13 protein-coding genes and 1 other annotated feature are annotated in these 17,833 nt (G+C 27.6%); all 13 genes read right to left on the bottom strand.

The window, feature by feature from the left end; genetic code table 11:
• Positions 1 to 87: 87 nt before the first annotated feature.
• Positions 88 to 1,236, bottom strand: coding sequence for a class I SAM-dependent RNA methyltransferase (locus JJC02_08805; protein ID UDN56229.1), 1,149 nt, complete (start codon positions 1,234 to 1,236; stop codon positions 88 to 90).
• Between the two features lie 53 nt (positions 1,237 to 1,289).
• Complete coding sequence (larE, locus tag JJC02_08800; GenBank protein UDN56228.1) at positions 1,290 to 2,093, bottom strand: ATP-dependent sacrificial sulfur transferase LarE; 804 nt, start codon at positions 2,091 to 2,093, stop codon at positions 1,290 to 1,292.
• A 641-nt stretch (positions 2,094 to 2,734) separates the two neighbouring features.
• Positions 2,735 to 3,097, bottom strand: coding sequence for an arsenate reductase family protein (locus JJC02_08795; GenBank protein UDN56227.1), 363 nt, complete (start codon positions 3,095 to 3,097; stop codon positions 2,735 to 2,737).
• A gap of 288 nt (positions 3,098 to 3,385) precedes the next feature.
• On the bottom strand, positions 3,386 to 4,057 hold the full coding sequence (locus tag JJC02_08790) for an amino acid ABC transporter ATP-binding protein (protein ID UDN56226.1): 672 nt from the start codon (positions 4,055 to 4,057) through the stop codon (positions 3,386 to 3,388).
• A gap of 31 nt (positions 4,058 to 4,088) precedes the next feature.
• On the bottom strand, positions 4,089 to 4,700 hold the full coding sequence (locus tag JJC02_08785; GenBank protein UDN56225.1) for an amino acid ABC transporter permease: 612 nt from the start codon (positions 4,698 to 4,700) through the stop codon (positions 4,089 to 4,091).
• A 37-nt stretch (positions 4,701 to 4,737) separates the two neighbouring features.
• Positions 4,738 to 5,541, bottom strand: coding sequence for an amino acid ABC transporter substrate-binding protein (locus JJC02_08780; protein ID UDN56224.1), 804 nt, complete (start codon positions 5,539 to 5,541; stop codon positions 4,738 to 4,740).
• A 124-nt stretch (positions 5,542 to 5,665) separates the two neighbouring features.
• Positions 5,666 to 5,923: a binding site (T-box leader), on the bottom strand.
• 82 nt (positions 5,924 to 6,005) lie between these two features.
• A complete protein-coding gene (locus JJC02_08775; GenBank protein ID UDN56223.1) occupies positions 6,006 to 7,313 on the bottom strand; it encodes a hypothetical protein in 1,308 nt (435 codons plus the stop codon).
• A gap of 796 nt (positions 7,314 to 8,109) precedes the next feature.
• The gene (locus JJC02_08770; GenBank protein UDN56222.1) at positions 8,110 to 8,487 is read right to left on the bottom strand and encodes a C-GCAxxG-C-C family protein; all 378 of its coding nucleotides are present in this window, start codon (positions 8,485 to 8,487) and stop codon (positions 8,110 to 8,112) included.
• Positions 8,488 to 8,600: 113 nt separating this feature from the next.
• Entirely contained in the window at positions 8,601 to 9,095 is a 495-nt protein-coding gene (locus JJC02_08765; GenBank protein ID UDN56221.1) for a methylated-DNA--[protein]-cysteine S-methyltransferase, read from the bottom strand.
• A 149-nt stretch (positions 9,096 to 9,244) separates the two neighbouring features.
• Positions 9,245 to 13,498: a 2-hydroxyacyl-CoA dehydratase gene (locus tag JJC02_08760; protein ID UDN56220.1), complete on the bottom strand. Its 4,254-nt coding sequence runs from the start codon at positions 13,496 to 13,498 to the stop codon at positions 9,245 to 9,247.
• A gap of 387 nt (positions 13,499 to 13,885) precedes the next feature.
• Positions 13,886 to 15,055: a hypothetical protein gene (locus tag JJC02_08755; GenBank protein ID UDN56219.1), complete on the bottom strand. Its 1,170-nt coding sequence runs from the start codon at positions 15,053 to 15,055 to the stop codon at positions 13,886 to 13,888.
• Positions 15,056 to 15,432: 377 nt separating this feature from the next.
• Positions 15,433 to 16,449, bottom strand: a complete 1,017-nt coding sequence (gap, locus tag JJC02_08750) for a type I glyceraldehyde-3-phosphate dehydrogenase (protein UDN56218.1) — start codon at positions 16,447 to 16,449, stop codon at positions 15,433 to 15,435.
• 739 nt (positions 16,450 to 17,188) lie between these two features.
• Positions 17,189 to 17,797, bottom strand: coding sequence for an NUDIX hydrolase (locus JJC02_08745; protein ID UDN56217.1), 609 nt, complete (start codon positions 17,795 to 17,797; stop codon positions 17,189 to 17,191).
• Between the last annotated feature and the right edge of the window lie 36 nt (positions 17,798 to 17,833).

The raw sequence follows: 17,833 nt of genomic DNA, 5'->3' as shown, positions 1-17,833 counted from the left end.
CTCACAATAATTAGACGTTTCAAGTCGTTATAATGTTTTACTTATTTTAATAAAACTTTATATTTTTATAAATGAATACTGTAAAACTTATTTATTATTTCTAGGAGGCTTAGGACCTGGATATTGGAAAAAGTTAGTTTTTAACATACCATTATACAATTTTCTTTTTTTATCTGCCTTTTGCCCAAACTCATATTCAAAATCTTCATAAGATGTTATCAAATAATATGACCAATTTTTTAATTTTCTAAATGCATAACCAAGCTCCTTATACAATTGTTTAACGCTATCTTTATCTTCTAACCTTTCTCCATAAGGAGGATTAGTGATTATAAATCCAAACTCATCTTCACTTTTAAATTGAGTTGCATCTCCTACATTAAATTCTATATATTCATCTACACCTGCTATTTCAGCATTTTCTCGAGCTATATCTATACATTCTGAATCTATATCATATCCATAAATCTTAAATTTAGATTCATTATCTATCTTATTAAAGGCATCTTTTCTTACATCCCACCAGATTTTTTTATCGAGAGTTCTCCATTTTTCTGATATAAATTCTCTATTTAAACCAGGTGCCATATTTATACCAATCATAGCTGCTTCAATCAATATAGTTCCAGAACCACACATTGGGTCCACTAAAACTCTACCTGCTTTCCACGGAGTTAAATAAATAAGTCCAGCAGCTAAAGTCTCTCTTATTGGGGCTTTATTTGCTTTTTCTCTATATCCTCTCTTATGCAAAGCATCTCCTGTTGTGTCTATAGAAATAGTTACTTTATCTTTGTGTATAAATACAAAGACAGGGTACTTCTCCTTATCTTCCTTAAGCAAACCATCTTCCAAATAGCTTTTCTTTAAGCTTTCTACTATAGCCTTTTTTACTATAGCTTGTACATCTGGCGTACTGTATAATTTTGATTTAATAGAAGAAGCTTTAGATATAGGAAATTGAGCTCCATAAGGTATATATCTAGACCAGTTTATTCTTTTTGTATTTTCAAATAACTCATCAAAGCTTTTTGCCTCAAATTCAGCAATTTTAAGATGTACTCTTTCAGCACATCTTAACCACATATTTGATTTTGCTATTCCAAACTCATCAGTTTTATATGTTATTCTTCCATCTTCTGTTTTTATTATTTCATATCCTAAATTAGTAATCTCTCTAGCCAGCATTTTTTCCATCCCAAAAAAACATGGCGATATTAATGTATAATTTTTCATAAAACCTCCTGTTTCCTATGTTAACTACAAAACTTATTTATTTTTCAAATAATCTACACATTTAGATTCATACTTCCCATTTTATATCCTGACATATCTAGTGTAACATATTTAAAGCCAAATATTTTTAATTTAGTGTCAACTTTATTAAAATTGTTATTTTCAAAAAACTTACCTAATTCTTCTTGTCCAACTTCTATTCTGGCTATATCTCCATGCATTCTCACTCTAAATTGAGAAAAACCTAAATCGGATAAATATTCTTCACTCTTTTCTACTATTCTTAGATTTTCATCTGTTATTTCAACTCCATAAGGAATTCTACTTGCAAGGCATGCAAATGATGGTTTATTAAAAGTCTTTAATCCCAAGATTTTTGAAAGTGACCTAATTTCATCTTTTGTCAAACTACTTTCTTTTAATGGACTAATTACTCCTAGTTCACTCAGTGCTTTAAGCCCAGGTCTATAGTCTCCTAAATCATCTATATTTGTCCCATCTACTATGTACTTTATATTATGTTCTTTTGCTACCTCTTTTATTTTAGAGAATATATATTTTTTACAATGGTAACATCTATCAACACCATTTTCTTTAAATTCTTTTAAGTCAAAGTTTTCTATGTTTAATATGATATGTTTAACACCAAAATTTTGAGTATATTGTTTAGCTTCTTCAATTTCTCTACTCGAATGCATCATTGCATGAATAGTTACAGCTATAACATTTTCACCTAATGTATCTTTTGCCACCTTAAGTAAAAAATTACTATCTACTCCTCCAGAATAAGCGACTACAACACTACCTAACTCAAGTAATTTTTCTTTTAATTTATCTAATTTTTCTTTTTCCTTCACAAAATCTACCTCCACATCTGGAAAATATGAAACATAAAACTATATATTATTTTTTACATTCTTAATGATTATAACATATAAAGCATTTATTTTATAAATTAGAATTACCTTTAAGTGTATTAATTATAATACCAAAGCATTTTTTAATCTTTATAATTTAAACATATTACTGTACTACACTATATATAAAAAATAGTGTAACATAGTAATATGTTTAAAAGTCATCAATAATTCACTATTTGCCTACATAAATCATCAAATTCTTTAATACCATTATCATTTGTAAAACTATAAATAGAGATGCAATTTACAAAATATACTTATATAAAATAAAAATTTATTCTATTTTTTGTATTAATTTGTATGAGTAAGATATTTTTTATGACAATTCCCTTATATATAAATATAATAGCACAAAACAAATGTTCATGGTTAATAATAAGTGATTTTGTAATAATTCGTTGTAATATTATACTATTTCAAATAAAATACGCAACACTATTTTTAATAAGAAGTAATATATTTATTGATATGAATTTCTTTGATTTGAATTTGCTAATTTATACCTATAAAAATTAGATTTGATATATAAATTTATAGGTGTATTAATTAATAATTTTAATCAATACACCTACATACTTCTAATCTTTTTTTAGCAAAGTACTTTTCCATACATCTTCTTTAAAACCTAGCAACACATTTTTACCATCAAAAAGTAATGGTCTTTTAATAAGCATACCATCACTTACCAATATTTCTAAAAGTTTATCATCAGATTCAGTTTTTACAACATCTTTAAGACCTAATTCTCTATATTTCATACCACTTGTATTAAAAAATTTCTTTATGTCGTATCCACTAATCTTATAAATTGATTCCAATTCCTCTTTACTAGGAGGATTTTGAACCATATCTATATCTTCAAATTCTAAGTCATTTTCCTTAAGCCAATTTTTTGCTTTTTTAACAGTAGAGCATTTTGTATATCCATATAATTTAACCATTGTATAAAACTTCCTCTCTAATTTTTTATTTTTATACCCATAATTTGTATACTATAACCAATTTATATCACAATCATTATAAGCTTTCAACATAAAAAATTATCATATTTCAAAGTAAGCATTTCTTTGCATTGTATATTTAAATAATATTTTTATTATGGATTGAATCTAACTTAAACATTCAGTATAAAATTAAATTTTAGAATAATAAAAGGGCATAGTATATTTGATTTTACTTGCCCGTTATTTATATTATAAAATTATGCCGTAATTTATATTTATAAAACCCTAAACAATTTTTTCTTTTATTTGAACATTTTCTACTATACCATCTTTTATACTTATAATTTTATCTGCAACATTATTTGAGAAGACAACATCATGTGTAATTATTAGTATAGTCATACCTTTATCTTTAAGTCTATTCATTATATTGACTACTCTTTGAATAGTATCAATATCAAGTGCAGACGTAGGTTCATCAAAACAAAGAACTTTTGGCATTAATGCACATGACCTAGCTATTGCAACTCTCTGTTGCTGTCCTCCTGACAATTCAAATGGATAGGAATTTAGTTTATCTTCTAAATCAACTAATCTTAAAAGTTCTCTAGCCCTCTCTTCAGCCTCTTTTCTAGGAACTTTAAAAACATTAACTGGAGATTCAATTATATTTTCAAGTACCGTCATATGAGGAAACAAATTAAAGTTTTGAAAAACCATACCTATTTTCCCTCGTATTTTTGTCATATCTTTCTTATTTTTTATTACCTCATTATCTATTATAATCTCTCCACTATCAAATTCTTCAAGACCATTTATGCATCTCAATATTGTGGTCTTTCCTGCACCAGACTTGCCAAGTAAAACTCCAATCTGACCTTTTTCTAATTCAAAAGAAATATCTTTAAGTACTTTATTTTTTTTAAATGATTTATTTAAGTTTTTGATTTTCAACATATAAAAAACCTCCTCCTATAATATTGTAACTTTATCTGTAATAAGAATATTTTTTTTCAAGTAATTCAAATCCCTTAGTAAGTATAGCTACAAATACAAGATATATTGCTCCTGCCTCAAATAATGGTAACAGACTTGCTTCTCTGTTCATTGCTATTTGAGATATTCTTAAAATATCATTTAATCCTAATATATATACTAAAGATGTGTCTTTCACTAATGTGATTACTTCATTTGAAATAGGTGCTAATATTCTTTTAAAAACTTGTGGAAAGATTATTCTCTTATACATAGTAAATTTATCAAATCCTAGTACTTTTGAAGCTTCATATTGTCCTCTATCTATTGACTGTATTCCACCTCTAAATATTTCTGCAAAATATGCTGCATAATTTAAGAAGAAAGCTACTATTCCAGCTGTAAATCTGTCAAATACAATTCCTAAAAGAGGTAATCCATAAAATATGACTATCATTTGTAAAAGTAAAGGTGTACCTCTCATTATCAATATATAACATTGTGTAATACCGCTTATTAATTTGTTTTTTGATAACCTTAAAAATGCAACTCCAATCCCCAATGGAATTGATACTATCAATGTTATACAAAACATTGCTATAACTATCTCTAAACCTTGTAACATGCCTTTAGTGCCCCCTTCTTAACAGCTAACTCATCTTTTATTTAAACCACTTATCATAAATTTTTTCAAAAGTTCCATCTTTTTTCATTTCTTTTAATGTTTCATTTATTTTCTCACAAAGTTCTGGATTTTCTTTAGAAGTTGCTACAACATAATCTTCTAATCCAAAATCATCTTTTAATACTTTATATTTATCTTCACCCTTTTGTCCCATATAGTATCTAATTAAAACTTCATCACCAACAACTGCACTAGTTCTACCTATCTCTAAATCTCTAAGTGCTTTATCATAAGTATCATAAAGAACTGGTGCTCCACCTTTTAAGTTATTCATAAAATCTTTATCCTTTTCCACTGCATCAAGTGCTGTTGAACCCTGTTGAGTCCCAACTTCTTTATCTTTTAAATCAGCTTTTGAATTTACTTTTGAATCACTTAGAGTAACTATTATCTGCTTATTTTGTAAATATGGCTCTGTATATGATACTATTTTCTTTCTTTCATCAGTTATAGAATATCCATTCCATAATACATCTACAGTTTTTGAATCATTTAGTTCAGTTTCCTTCATTGACCAATCTATAGGCTGGAACTTAACTTCCATTCCAAGTCTTTTAAATGTTTCTTTAGCTAAATCTACATCAAATCCTACTGTATCTCCCTTTTCATCCAAAAATCCCATTGGTACAAATGTATTATCAAATCCTACAATTACTTCTTTCTTAGATTCTTTTGAAACATCCTTATCCTTTTCAGTATCTGGTTTTGAACAACCTACTATTCCACCTAATAAACCTAACATAATTGTAAATATTCCTAATTTTTTTAATATATTTTTCATAATATTCTCCCTCTCATTTTAAATTTTTAAATATTTTGATTATTTTCAAAAAATGTATATGTTGCAATATAATTCTCTGCGCGCTTAAAAAATTATATTAAAAAACTCCCGCCTCTAGCTTCTGCTAGAGGACGGGAGTTAACTCTCGTGGTTCCACCTCTGTTTATTAATGCCTCACGACACTAACCTCTTTAAGTACAATAATTATACTCTAGCACTATAACGGGTGCAAGGATTCCGGAAAGCTCCTAATAAAGTATTTCTACTCTTTCAGAGTCCTGCTCAAAGATGTGTTCAAAGTAAAATCTATTGCTCCTCTCACCAATCGGAAACTCTCTGTTTAAGATTAACTACTTTTACTATTTCTTTTCTCAGCATTTAATGTTATTTTGAATTATTATGATATTGATTTTATAGCATAAGGCAATATTTGTCAATATATATTTTAAAATAAATATAAAAATCTAGTTCCAAGGTACAACTTCCACTTCACCATAACATCTTTCTACCAATCTATTGGAATATTCTCCTCTATAACCTAAAGTAAAAAGTAAAACAAGCTCAATATATCTCGTTCCTATTGAAATTGTATTCCAAATATCTTCAACTTCTAACACAGCTCTATGAGTTTTTCTGCTTGGATGAACTATGCTATTTCTTAAATAAATAACTAAATCCACTCCATCATCAAATTTATTTTTTATTATATTATCAAATATATTTAATTCATGTTTGCCATATGGTATCTTACATATATCAAGTAACAGTCTTATATTTCTAGATGCTAAATTACAGTCAAAAGCTTCATCTGTAAGCACCCTATTTTGTTCTACTAGAATCACATATGATAAAGTTTCAAGTGCAATTTGTACAGATATTATGTTGTTTTCCATAGTCACACTTCCAAGAGATTCTATATACCAATCAACAACACTCTTTATAGCAGAACCATAATAAAAATCTTCTAACTTTTTACACATAAGACTTATATATTTTTCCATATTATGATAATTTGAAAGTGTATCTGACCATGTTGGCACATACCTAAAAGGAGATATTTGATTTTCATTCCATATTCTATAAACTTCATTACCACTTCTATACCCTTTGCCCAAACAAAATCCTACATATCTTCCACACATAAAGCTCAAAGCTGTTGATATTCTATCTAAAAGATTTATTGTATTATTTGTTCTAAAAATTCTACCATCTTTTCTTCTAATCCTACCTATATGAGTTATTACTGCTCCAGATTTAGACTTTAACTCTGATTTGAATTCTTTTTTATAATCATACCGTTTATCTATAGTTACAATATAATCATTTATATCAAATTCAATTCTACCTGCATATACTTTATCATTGTATTTAATGAGTTTTCCAGGTATTTTATCTAGGTTTATTATATTAAAATCTACATGTTCAACATAGGAGTTTTTAGATTTTATACAGTCATCATTGATATAGCCTTCTATACTAAATTCACTTAAAATGTTTATTGTTATAGAAATAATTTTATATCCATGAACTTCAAGAATAGCATTATCATAATCCAAAGCTAAATTGTCATCTTCATTGTCTATTTCTTCAATGCAACCTATATCTGCTTTAAAATTTATCGATATTGGAGGTGTCATTTTATAATAAATTTTTCCATTACATCTATATTTTTTATCTAAATATATGCAAAACCTACCTTCATAGATACTAATATCTTCATTGATACCATAGCTTAAATACTCTGATGTTATAGCATCATCAATTTCTTTCATTTTTATTCCCACCTTTGCTTTTGTATGATAACATAGGGATTGTAGTTCTTTTTTATGTAAAACTCAATCTATTATATGATTTAATATATTATTTTCATTAATTATATACCTTAATAAATTTCTATAAAAATAGTATCATTTTAGTATCATCGTTTATTTCATACATTATGTATTTTGTTTAGATTTAATTATTTGAAAACTTAGATAGCTAACTTTCAATTTCTACAGATTATTACATTCTTTATTGTAATTATAACATAATTTTATAATTTAATATTGCCAATTTAATACCTTAGCTTTTATTCATATAGATATTATCATCCTTGTATATATATTGTCAAAGAAAACATTTAATTTACAACATATTTTATATCATATTACTCAAATTCTTATATACACCTTATCTAGTTAACACATTAACACTATTATACTTTTTCTAAAGGATTTTTAAATAAAAATGACAGTTTTGATTTATTATTTCAAAACTGCCATTTTACTGTAAATATTCCCTTTTGATATATAAAATTTTACCTTTATGTCAATGTATTTTACCTACATAAATTTTTCATAATCAATTTATCTATAAAAATTAGTACTATTGTTGTTTTATTACCTTAGTTATAAATAATTGTAACCAGAAAATCTTCAATTTTTATAGTAAATATTTGACTAATATTAGATAATGTATTTTATCATTTTCTATTTCCAAGAAATAATTCTGAAATATTATTGATTTATTGAGTATAGCCTATAAAAATAAGCTATCAAATAATTTATACTTAATAGTTTATTTTTCTTATAATTCTTTTTTTAAAGTTTCCTTTAGACTATCATATGCGAAATCCATTATTTCTCTACATGCAACTAAATCTTTTTTTAGGTCTATACATAGCTCTGAACCATACTCTTTTCTTACTGTTGTAGTTAAATCTTTAGCATATACTTTAGCTTTAGTACTTTCATCTTCATGGTTTCTTCCTTTTACATATCCAATTATTATATTTGATGCATTTACTGCACCACATAAACTAGCAACCCCACACCCTGAACCTAATCCACTTCCTAAACAAACTGGTATATCTGTATTAAATTCTTCATTATATGCTTTTATAACTGATTCTGCACAATTGAATCCCTTCTCATGATATTTTGATGCTATAACCTTATTGCACATTAAAAGTCCCCCTCAGTTTTGTAAATTAAAATAAAATTTTTACTATTTTTGTAAAAAAATACTTCTTTTTATCATTATATCAAATATTAACAATAAAAACATCTCTTTCTAAATTAACTCTGTTTTTCTAAATTTAATAATATCTCTTTCAAATCAGAATGATTCCCCATATATCCACCAATATTGTTTTTGCCAACTACTCTATGACAAGGTATTATTATTGGAATTTTATTACATTTACTTGCTTGTCCTATTGCTCTTACAGATTTTGGATTGTTTATATTTTTTGCTATATCTGAATAATACAATGTTTTTCCATATGGTATTTTTAACATTTCCCTGTAAACTGACTTTTGGAATTCAGTCCCTTCAATACGAATATTTAAATCAAAAACCTTTCTTTTCCCATTGAAGTAATCATCTATCTGACTTATTGCTTCTTTTAAATCTTCCGTGCTTTTCTTTATATCAATTCCTTTTTCAATATATTCGTTTTTTAACTTATTAAATTTTTCATCTCCTATATCTACACTAACTATAAAACCATCTTCACTCAATATGTACAAATTTCCTATTTTTGATTGGTAAACATCATATACTAAATTCATATTACTTCCCTCCTTTAATACCAGTATACATATAATTTTTTAATTAATAAAGAGTTACCCTAAAAGGTAGGATAACTCTTTTTTTATAAATATTTAATATAGAATATATTTTTAAATTCACTAACTTTTAACATATCAAAATATCAATCTTAAATATTTTTAAAAGCCTTAGAGAGCATAAGTTTTATCCTGTTAAGCTGATTTACCTCACTTGCAGAAGGGTCATAATCAATAGGTATTATATTTGCATTTTTATATAATCTCTTTAATTCTTTTATAGAACCCTTACCAATTATATGATTAGGTAAACATCCAAAAGGTTGCATACAAATAATATTTTCTACACCTTCATTTAATAATTCAACCATCTCACCTGTTAAAAGCCAACCTTCTCCAGTTTGGTTACCTAATGATACTACTGATTCTGTACTTTTTGCAACATTTTTTATGTTACCTGGAGCATAAAATCTCTCACTCTTATCAAGCGCTTTTTTGTACACTTTTTGATATATTCCAGTTATGTATATAAATGCTTCTCCTATCATTCTACTCTTTCTACTTCCTTCTAAATGAGTGTGTTTATATATAGTATTGAAAGCACAGCTTAAGAAGAAATTTGCAAGGTCTGGTACGACTGCTTCAGCACCTTCTCGCTCTAATATATCTACTAGATTATTATTTGCAATTGGATGGAATTTCACCAATATTTCTCCAACCAAGCCTACTTTTGGTTTTTTCACATCTAATATATCTAAATTATCAAATTCCTTTACTATATCTTTTACATTTTTAGTAAATACAGAAATCTTTGCCTTAACAAGAGAAGTTTTACATATATCAACCCATTTTTCATATAGAGCATTTGCACTTCCAGTAACTTTTTCATATGGTCTTACCCTATAGAGTACTTTCATCAACAAATCACCATATACAACAGACATAAAAAGTCTATTGATTAATTTTAGTGATATATTATCCATTATACCACTATCTTCTATTCCATTTACACTAAGTGCAATGACAGGAATATCTTTAAATCCAGCATCATACATAGCCTTTCTTAGGAATCCAATATAATTTGTAGCTCTACAACCTCCACCAGTCTGAGTTATAGCAACAGAAGTATTATTTAAATCATATTTACCAGATTTTAATGCTGTTATTAGCTGACCTACAACTATTATAGCTGGATAGCAGGCATCATTATTTACATATCTTAATCCTTCTTCAATTACACTACTATCTGTATCTTTTAGAACCTCTATATTATAACCACTTAAGTTCACAGCTTTTTCAAGGAATTGAAAATGTATTGGAGACATTTGTGGTGCTAATATAGTATGTTTGTTCGTTATTCGATTATTTTTAGCATACTGTATCCTATTTACATTTATATTTTTTACATCTATATTTTTATTTTCTCTTTCAAACATAGCTGCTTTTAAAGACCTCATCCTTATCTTAGCTGCACCTAAATTATTACCTTCATCAATCTTTATAATAGTATATATCTTCGATTTTTCATTAAGTATTTCTTGAACCTGATCTGTAGTTACTGCATCTAAGCCACAGCCAAATGAATTAAGTTGAACCAATTCCAAATAATTTTTATCTCTTACAAAGCTAGCTGCTTTATACAATCTTGAATGATATACCCATTGGTCTACAACTCTAAGTGGTCTTTGTATATTAGCTAAATGGCATATAGAATCTTCAGTAAGCACTGCCATATCTAAAGAATTTATAAGCTCTGGCATTCCATGATTTATTTCTGGATCTATATGATAGGGTCTCCCACATAACACAATCCCCTTCATATTTCTTTCTTTTATTTCTTTAAGTGCTCTTTCACCTGCTGCCTGTATCTCCATTTTAAATGAATTTTGCTCATCAGTAGCTTTATCAACTGCATGATTAATTTCTTCTTTAGTTATTTTTATACTAGAAAAATGTCTTGATAACTCATCATAGAGTCTCTTTTTCAATTTTTCCTTATCATTTAGACTTATAAATGGATTTATGTAGTTTATGTTCTTATTTCTTATATTCTCTACATTGTTTTTTATTACTTCAGAATACGATATTACGACAGGACAATTATAATAATTATCTGCATTTGAATCCTCTTTATTTTCATTTGTTACACTTGGGTAAAATATAGTTTTTATCCCTTTTTCAATTAAATTTTCTATATGTCCATGAACTAATTTTCCTGGATAACAAACTGTTTCAGATGCAATACTAGTTATACCAGTTTCATATAATCGTTTTGATGACCTATCTGAAAGTACAACTCTAAAACCCATATCATTGAAAAAAGTAAACCAAAATGGATAATCCTCATACATATTTAATACTCTTGGTATCCCTATTTCCCCGTTTTTTGCTTCTTCTTTTTCCAACGGTTTGTATCTAAAAATTCTATCGTACTTATACTTAAATAAATTTATGTTTTTTTTCTTTTCTAGTTCTATTTTTTTATCGCCGTAAATAGCTTCACCCTTTTCACATCTATTCCCTGAAATAAAAATTTCATTATCAGAAAACTTATTTATGGTAAGAAGGCAATGATTTGAGCATCCTTTACATCTAGTTACACTTGCTTCTAGTTTGATATTATTCAATTCTTCCTTAGATAATAGAGATGTTTGATATCCGCTTTCATACTTTTCTTTTGCTATAAGTGCTGAACCAAAAGCCCCCATAATTCCTGAAATATTAGGTCTAATTACATTTTTTCCAATTAATTTTTCAAAGCTTCTAAGCACTAAATCATTATAAAAGGTTCCACCCTGTACAACAATATTATTACCAATCTCATTTAAATCTCTAATCTTTATTACTTTAAATAAAGCATTTTTTATTACTGAATAAGATAGCCCTGCTGATATATCTCCAACACTTGCGCCTTCTTTTTGAGATTGTTTTACTCTAGAATTCATAAATACAGTACATCTTGAACCTAAATCTACAGGATTTTGAGAATAAATCCCTTCATGTGCAAACTCTTCTATTGTCATAGACAGAGAACTCGCAAATGTCTCTAAAAATGAACCACAACCTGATGAACAAGCCTCATTTAATATTATATTGTCAATTACTCCATCCTTTATTTTTAGGCACTTCATATCTTGACCACCAATATCAAGTATAAAATCTACATCTTTATTGAAAAATTTAGCAGCCTTGTAATGTGCTATAGTTTCTATCTCTCCATTATCAATTTTAAGAGCTTTCTTGATAAGACCTTCTCCATATCCAGTTACGGTTGAACTCAATATTTTAATGTCTTTTGGCAATATATCATATATTTCATTTATAACTTTGATAGTTGTTTTTAATGGGTTTCCTTCATTGCTATTATAATAAGAATATACAAGTCTTCCATCTTCATCAATGAGTGCTGCTTTAGTTGTAGTTGAACCTGCATCAATTCCTAAATAACAATTACTTTTAATTGAATTTATATCCACATAATTTATTTTTTCTTTTTCATGTCTTCTTGAAAATTCTTCATACTCATTTTTATCTTTAAATAAAGGTTCTAATAAATTTACTTCGCCATCTTCAATATTCTTTATACTATCCAATTTTTCTATCAGAGATTTTAGTTCTGTACTATCTTCATCTACTGATAATAATCCTGCCCCAATAGCAATATAAAGTTGTGCATTTTCTGGGAAAATTATGTTTTCATCTTTTAAATCCAAGACTTTTTTGAATGCTTCTCTAAGTTCAGATAGAAAGTGCAATGGACCACCTAAAAATGCAACATTTCCTTCTATTTTTCTTCCACAAGAAAGAACACTTACAGTTTGTACGACAACTGCATTGAAAATACTCATTGCTATATCAGTCTGTTTAGCACCATCATTTATAAGAGGTTGAATATCTGTTTTAGCAAAAACACCACATCTTGAAGCTATTGGATATATAACATTATACCCTTTAGCAAGCTCATTTAACCCACTGGCATCTGTCTTTAAAAGTGATGCCATTTGGTCTATGAATGCTCCAGTGCCACCTGCACATATACCATTCATTCTTTGATCTATTCCTCCACTTAGATATGTTATTTTTGCATCTTCACCTCCAAGTTCTATGACAACATCAGTTTCAGGATAGAAATACTCTATTGCTTTTGTACTAGATATAACTTCCTGAACAAATTTTATTCCTAATTTTTTTGATATTCCAATTCCACCTGAACCAGTTATTATAATAGTAGTATTTATGTTTCCCAACTTTTCATATATACCATTTAGTACTTCTTTAACTGATTTTTTCACATCAGAATAATGTCTTCTATATTCTTTATGAATTATATTATTACTATTATTAAGTACCACAACCTTCACCGTTGTAGAACCTACATCAATTCCTATATGAAATAATTCATCCATTGTATCCCTCCATATTTATATGCTTTTTTAATTTTTGTAAGTTCTATGGCTTTATTTTAAGTAAGTTATTTATAATCTTTATGACTAATATTTTTATTTTATGATTATTTTATTAATCAAATCTTACTCTACTAGGTAATTTCTAATTCTAACCTCAAATTTTAAATAAGAACATATAGTTAGTGTACTAAATTTTGTCATAAATTTCTACAGATTTTTGTTACTTTTTACATAAATATAACTTAATTCTAATATCCACTTAATGTTTATGTATTATAAATTATCTTTAATCAGAAAAAAATGGTTGTTAGTGTACAACTTTTTATTGTACACCAACAACCATTTTTTTATGTTATTTTTTATTTTAGTTAGTTATACTTATTACATTTATCCTACAAGCATAAATATAAAGTGAGCTGCTGCTCCTGCACATAAACCACCTATTGTATGAGAAAGAATAGCTTTACCTGCCAATTGCCTAGCATTTAATGCATCCATCATACCAATGTGTGTACTTAAATATCCACTCCAACACATCCCCATAGCTGTAAATACTGCTATATCATTAGGAGTTACAGCTCCTGACTTTATAAACTCTGGAACTAGAGACATTGCTGCACCAACAGCTCCTAATGAAGTTATAGGAAATGCTATTGCCTCTGGTGATGTAAACCCGAATAATGGTTCTAATATAAATCCAAGTTTATCTCCAATTACTGGAAGCAATTTTATTCCTTCATATGCGGCTCCTGTATAAACATCTTGACCTGTAACAGGGTCTGTAGATGGTCCAAAAGTTAATAACATCACCAATGTGCATACTACTAGGACTCCAGGGATTATAGCCATTCCCATGTCTACTCCCATTTTACCACCTTCAAGAATTGCATCTAAAGCTCTCTGGAATACATTTCCTTCTCTGATTTCTCTAAACTCATCCTTTTTCTCTAATATTCCTGTTTTTTTATCTTCCTCTGGATTGTATTTATAAAACTTTTTAGTAAATGTCAACATTATTCTAACACTTACGACACTACCTATAACTGCACCTAAATTACCAATTAATGCTGGAAGTACATATTCTGTTCCTTGAGAAATCATAAATGTTGTTAAGATAAGTCCCATACCAAAAGCTGTTCCTAAGTTACATAATGCTGGAACTTGATATTTTTTAAAATACTGTGTGAATGTTTTATCTTTAGCAAAAGGTATAATAGCTGGATTATCTGATAAATAAGTTGTTATAGCTCCTGCTATACTAGCACCAGGTAGTCCATATAAAGGCTTCATAAATACAGCGAAAATTTTATTAATTAATGCTATTACTCCAAACTCTGAAAGTAGTGCACTTAATGCGCCTGCAAGAACTGCCATAGCCATAATTAAGAAAACTGTCTCTAATAGTAAAGCATGTGCTGTACTCATTATTACTTTGAACATCATTCCTGCACCCATAATACTACCAACATACCCAAAGCCAACTACTAGTAATATTAGGAAAATGAAGGTTTCCATGCTTACTGCCTTAACCTGTCTCCTGTCTGTTAACTTCTCCATTTTGAATCATCCCTTCTTTTTTGTTATAAAGTTTAACAAAACCTTTTCTCTTTTTTAATTATACTTATAAATATTACTATTTGCAACTTTATTTGTCATTTTTTTATCATATTTAAAATAAAAATCAGTATTTTAATAATAAAAATTTTTCAGATTTATGCAAGTTTTCGACATCTTATCTTTCATTTTATGAAAAGTATGATTCCTTACTAAATCCATACAAACTCCTCTAACGACCTAATATACAAATATAAGTTGTAACTTGTATCTTTCACATAAAAGAAAAAAGATTATGAAAAAATTTTTCCTTCAATATTTTTCATAATCTTTTTTTAGTTTTATAGAATTTTTTTCAAAACTTTTTTAAGAGTTATGCATTATTTTAATTTTCCAGCTATATATTTTACTAAATCAATAGTTCTTGAAGAATATCCCCATTCATTATCATACCATGAAACTACTTTAACCATATTGTCTTCTATAACCATTGTGGATAGAGCATCTATAATAGATGACCTTGAATCTCCTTTATAGTCTATAGAAACAAGTGGCTTGTCACAATATCCCAAAACGCCTTTTAATTCTCCTTCAGCAGCATCTTTTAACACAGAGTTCACTTGCTCAGATGTAACGTTTTCTTTAAGTTCACACACTAAATCAACAAGTGAAACTGTTGGTGTTGGCACTCTAAGCGAAAAACCATTTAATTTTCCTTCTAATTGTGGTAATACTCTTGACACAGCTTTTGCTGCTCCTGTAGTGGTAGGTATTATAGATTCAGCCGCCGCTCTTGCTCTTCTTAAGTCTTTATGGCTCTTATCTAATATTCTTTGATCGTTAGTATATGAATGTACTGTAGTCATTAGTCCCTTTACTATACCAAATTTTTCGTCCAATACTTTAGCAAAAGGAGCTATACAATTTGTAGTACAAGATGCATTTGAAATTATATTGTGCTTTTCATTATCATATTTTTCCTCATTAACTCCGATAACTATAGTTATATCTTCGTTTTTTCCTGGAGCTGTTATAATTACTTTTTTTGCCCCTGCTTTAATATGTTTTTCTGCCTTTTCTCTTTGTGTAAATAATCCTGTCGATTCTATTACTATATCAACTCCAAGTTCCTTCCATGGTAATTCTTCTGGGTCATTATATCTTAATATTTTTATTTCTTTAGAGTTTACTACTAGTGTGTCTTCATCTTTTGCTTCTACTTCACCTCTAAAAGTTCCATAGCATGAATCATATGTAAATAAATGTGCCAAAGATTCTGTTGTTGCTCTTGCATTTATGGCTACAATTTCTATATTATCTCCTAATTCTTCTTGAGCTATTCTTAATACAGCTCTTCCTATTCTTCCAAATCCGTTCATTCCTACCTTAATTTTCATTATGAAATGTCTCCCTCCATTACTATGTTTTTACATGATTATTGTACACTAAATAAATCATTTGTTCAATACTTTTTCTTGATTAAATACTTAAATTCTATGTTTTTTTATTATCAAAAGATAATTAGTATATCATTTTTATCTATTTCAACCCCCATTTAGTGTACACTTTTTAATATAAAGAAGCTGAAGTCATTTATTTTGCTCAATGTCCCTTGGGACATATTTTGCCATCTTTTTTTGAATTTTTAAACTAGACCCATTCTTAAAAATATGATACCTTCAAGAATCTCCTCTAATTTAAAATAATAAAAATAAAATAAATTATTACTTAGTTCAAAAAATACATAGATTTTTAAAATTTACTATAATTATTATTTATATATCAATATATAAATTTTTATTACCTTGTTGTTAATTGACTCCTAGAACTGTTACTAATTGAAAACTTAAAAATATATTTTATAAATTATAAAAAAATTGCATTGGCTATTAGCATTTATACTTAACTTTGGATTTATGGGCATGTATTGTGACAAGCTCTTCTCCTATTTTACCAATAATAGTTTGATTGATTTATTTTAGGGGAAAATCTTTGAGGTGCAAAAACTAAGAGTAAGGTCACTTATTTAAAAATACAGAAAATTATACTTTACTGTATAAAAAAAGAGATTATAATTTATACAAGTAAAATAAACCTTATCATTTTACTCCTCTATATAATCTCTTTTATATATATCTATTCAAATAATTTAATTCCTAAGTTCACAAACATCTGTAAAATTAAAAATGTTTTTATATCTATCTTATGATTACTCTGTAAAATCTCTTTTGCTTCTTCTTGTGAAACCAAGATAGCTTCAATCTCTTCATCTGGTTCTAAAAATTCATCTGTTATATCACCATCACATATACAATAAACAAAAGCAACAGATTCATCACTCATTCCAGGAGACAAATATACCTTATCGCTACTTTTATTTTTTTTAATTTCTAAAAGAGTAAGTCCTGTTTCTTCTCTAAGTTCTCTTTCAACAGAAATATCTATAGATTCTCCTTCATCAACAAGACCTGCTGGTAATTCATATATATAACCATTAATAGGTACTCTAAATTGTCTTATTAAAATCAATTTTTTACTACTTTTATGAAGTCCAACTATCACAACTGCATCTACACTATCTTCTTCATTCTTCAAGTAAATACTTTTTAATTGCTCACTATTTTTTCTTGATGCTACCATCCAGACTTTATCTTCATCTAATTTGTTTTTATACTCAATTTCAAAAAGTCCTATAAACTTATTTTCAACCATTGGATTTACATTCTTTATTATAGTTTTTTTCAAATTTGCTACGACCTTTCTTTTTTTAATACCATTAAG

Source organism: Clostridioides sp. ES-S-0054-01, assembly GCA_021561035.1.
GTDB lineage: Bacteria > Bacillota > Clostridia > Peptostreptococcales > Peptostreptococcaceae > Clostridioides.
This window is presented reverse-complemented; position numbering and strand designations above follow the sequence as displayed.

What these genes read in the sequence shown, in the direction of transcription:
- JJC02_08765 (UDN56221.1), bottom strand. Translation starts at nt 9,095, where the DNA reads ATGAATTTAGTATATGATGTTTACCAATCAAAAATAGGAAATTTGTAC.
- JJC02_08760 (UDN56220.1), bottom strand. Translation starts at nt 13,498, where the DNA reads ATGGATGAATTATTTCATATAGGAATTGATGTAGGTTCTACAACGGTG.
- JJC02_08805 (UDN56229.1), bottom strand. Translation starts at nt 1,236, where the DNA reads ATGAAAAATTATACATTAATATCGCCATGTTTTTTTGGGATGGAAAAA.
- JJC02_08780 (UDN56224.1), bottom strand. Translation starts at nt 5,541, where the DNA reads ATGAAAAATATATTAAAAAAATTAGGAATATTTACAATTATGTTAGGT.
- JJC02_08755 (UDN56219.1), bottom strand. Translation starts at nt 15,055, where the DNA reads ATGGAGAAGTTAACAGACAGGAGACAGGTTAAGGCAGTAAGCATGGAA.
- JJC02_08795 (UDN56227.1), bottom strand. Translation starts at nt 3,097, where the DNA reads ATGGTTAAATTATATGGATATACAAAATGCTCTACTGTTAAAAAAGCA.
- gap (UDN56218.1), bottom strand. Translation starts at nt 16,449, where the DNA reads ATGAAAATTAAGGTAGGAATGAACGGATTTGGAAGAATAGGAAGAGCT.
- JJC02_08785 (UDN56225.1), bottom strand. Translation starts at nt 4,700, where the DNA reads ATGTTACAAGGTTTAGAGATAGTTATAGCAATGTTTTGTATAACATTG.
- JJC02_08775 (UDN56223.1), bottom strand. Translation starts at nt 7,313, where the DNA reads ATGAAAGAAATTGATGATGCTATAACATCAGAGTATTTAAGCTATGGT.
- JJC02_08770 (UDN56222.1), bottom strand. Translation starts at nt 8,487, where the DNA reads ATGTGCAATAAGGTTATAGCATCAAAATATCATGAGAAGGGATTCAAT.
- JJC02_08790 (UDN56226.1), bottom strand. Translation starts at nt 4,057, where the DNA reads ATGTTGAAAATCAAAAACTTAAATAAATCATTTAAAAAAAATAAAGTA.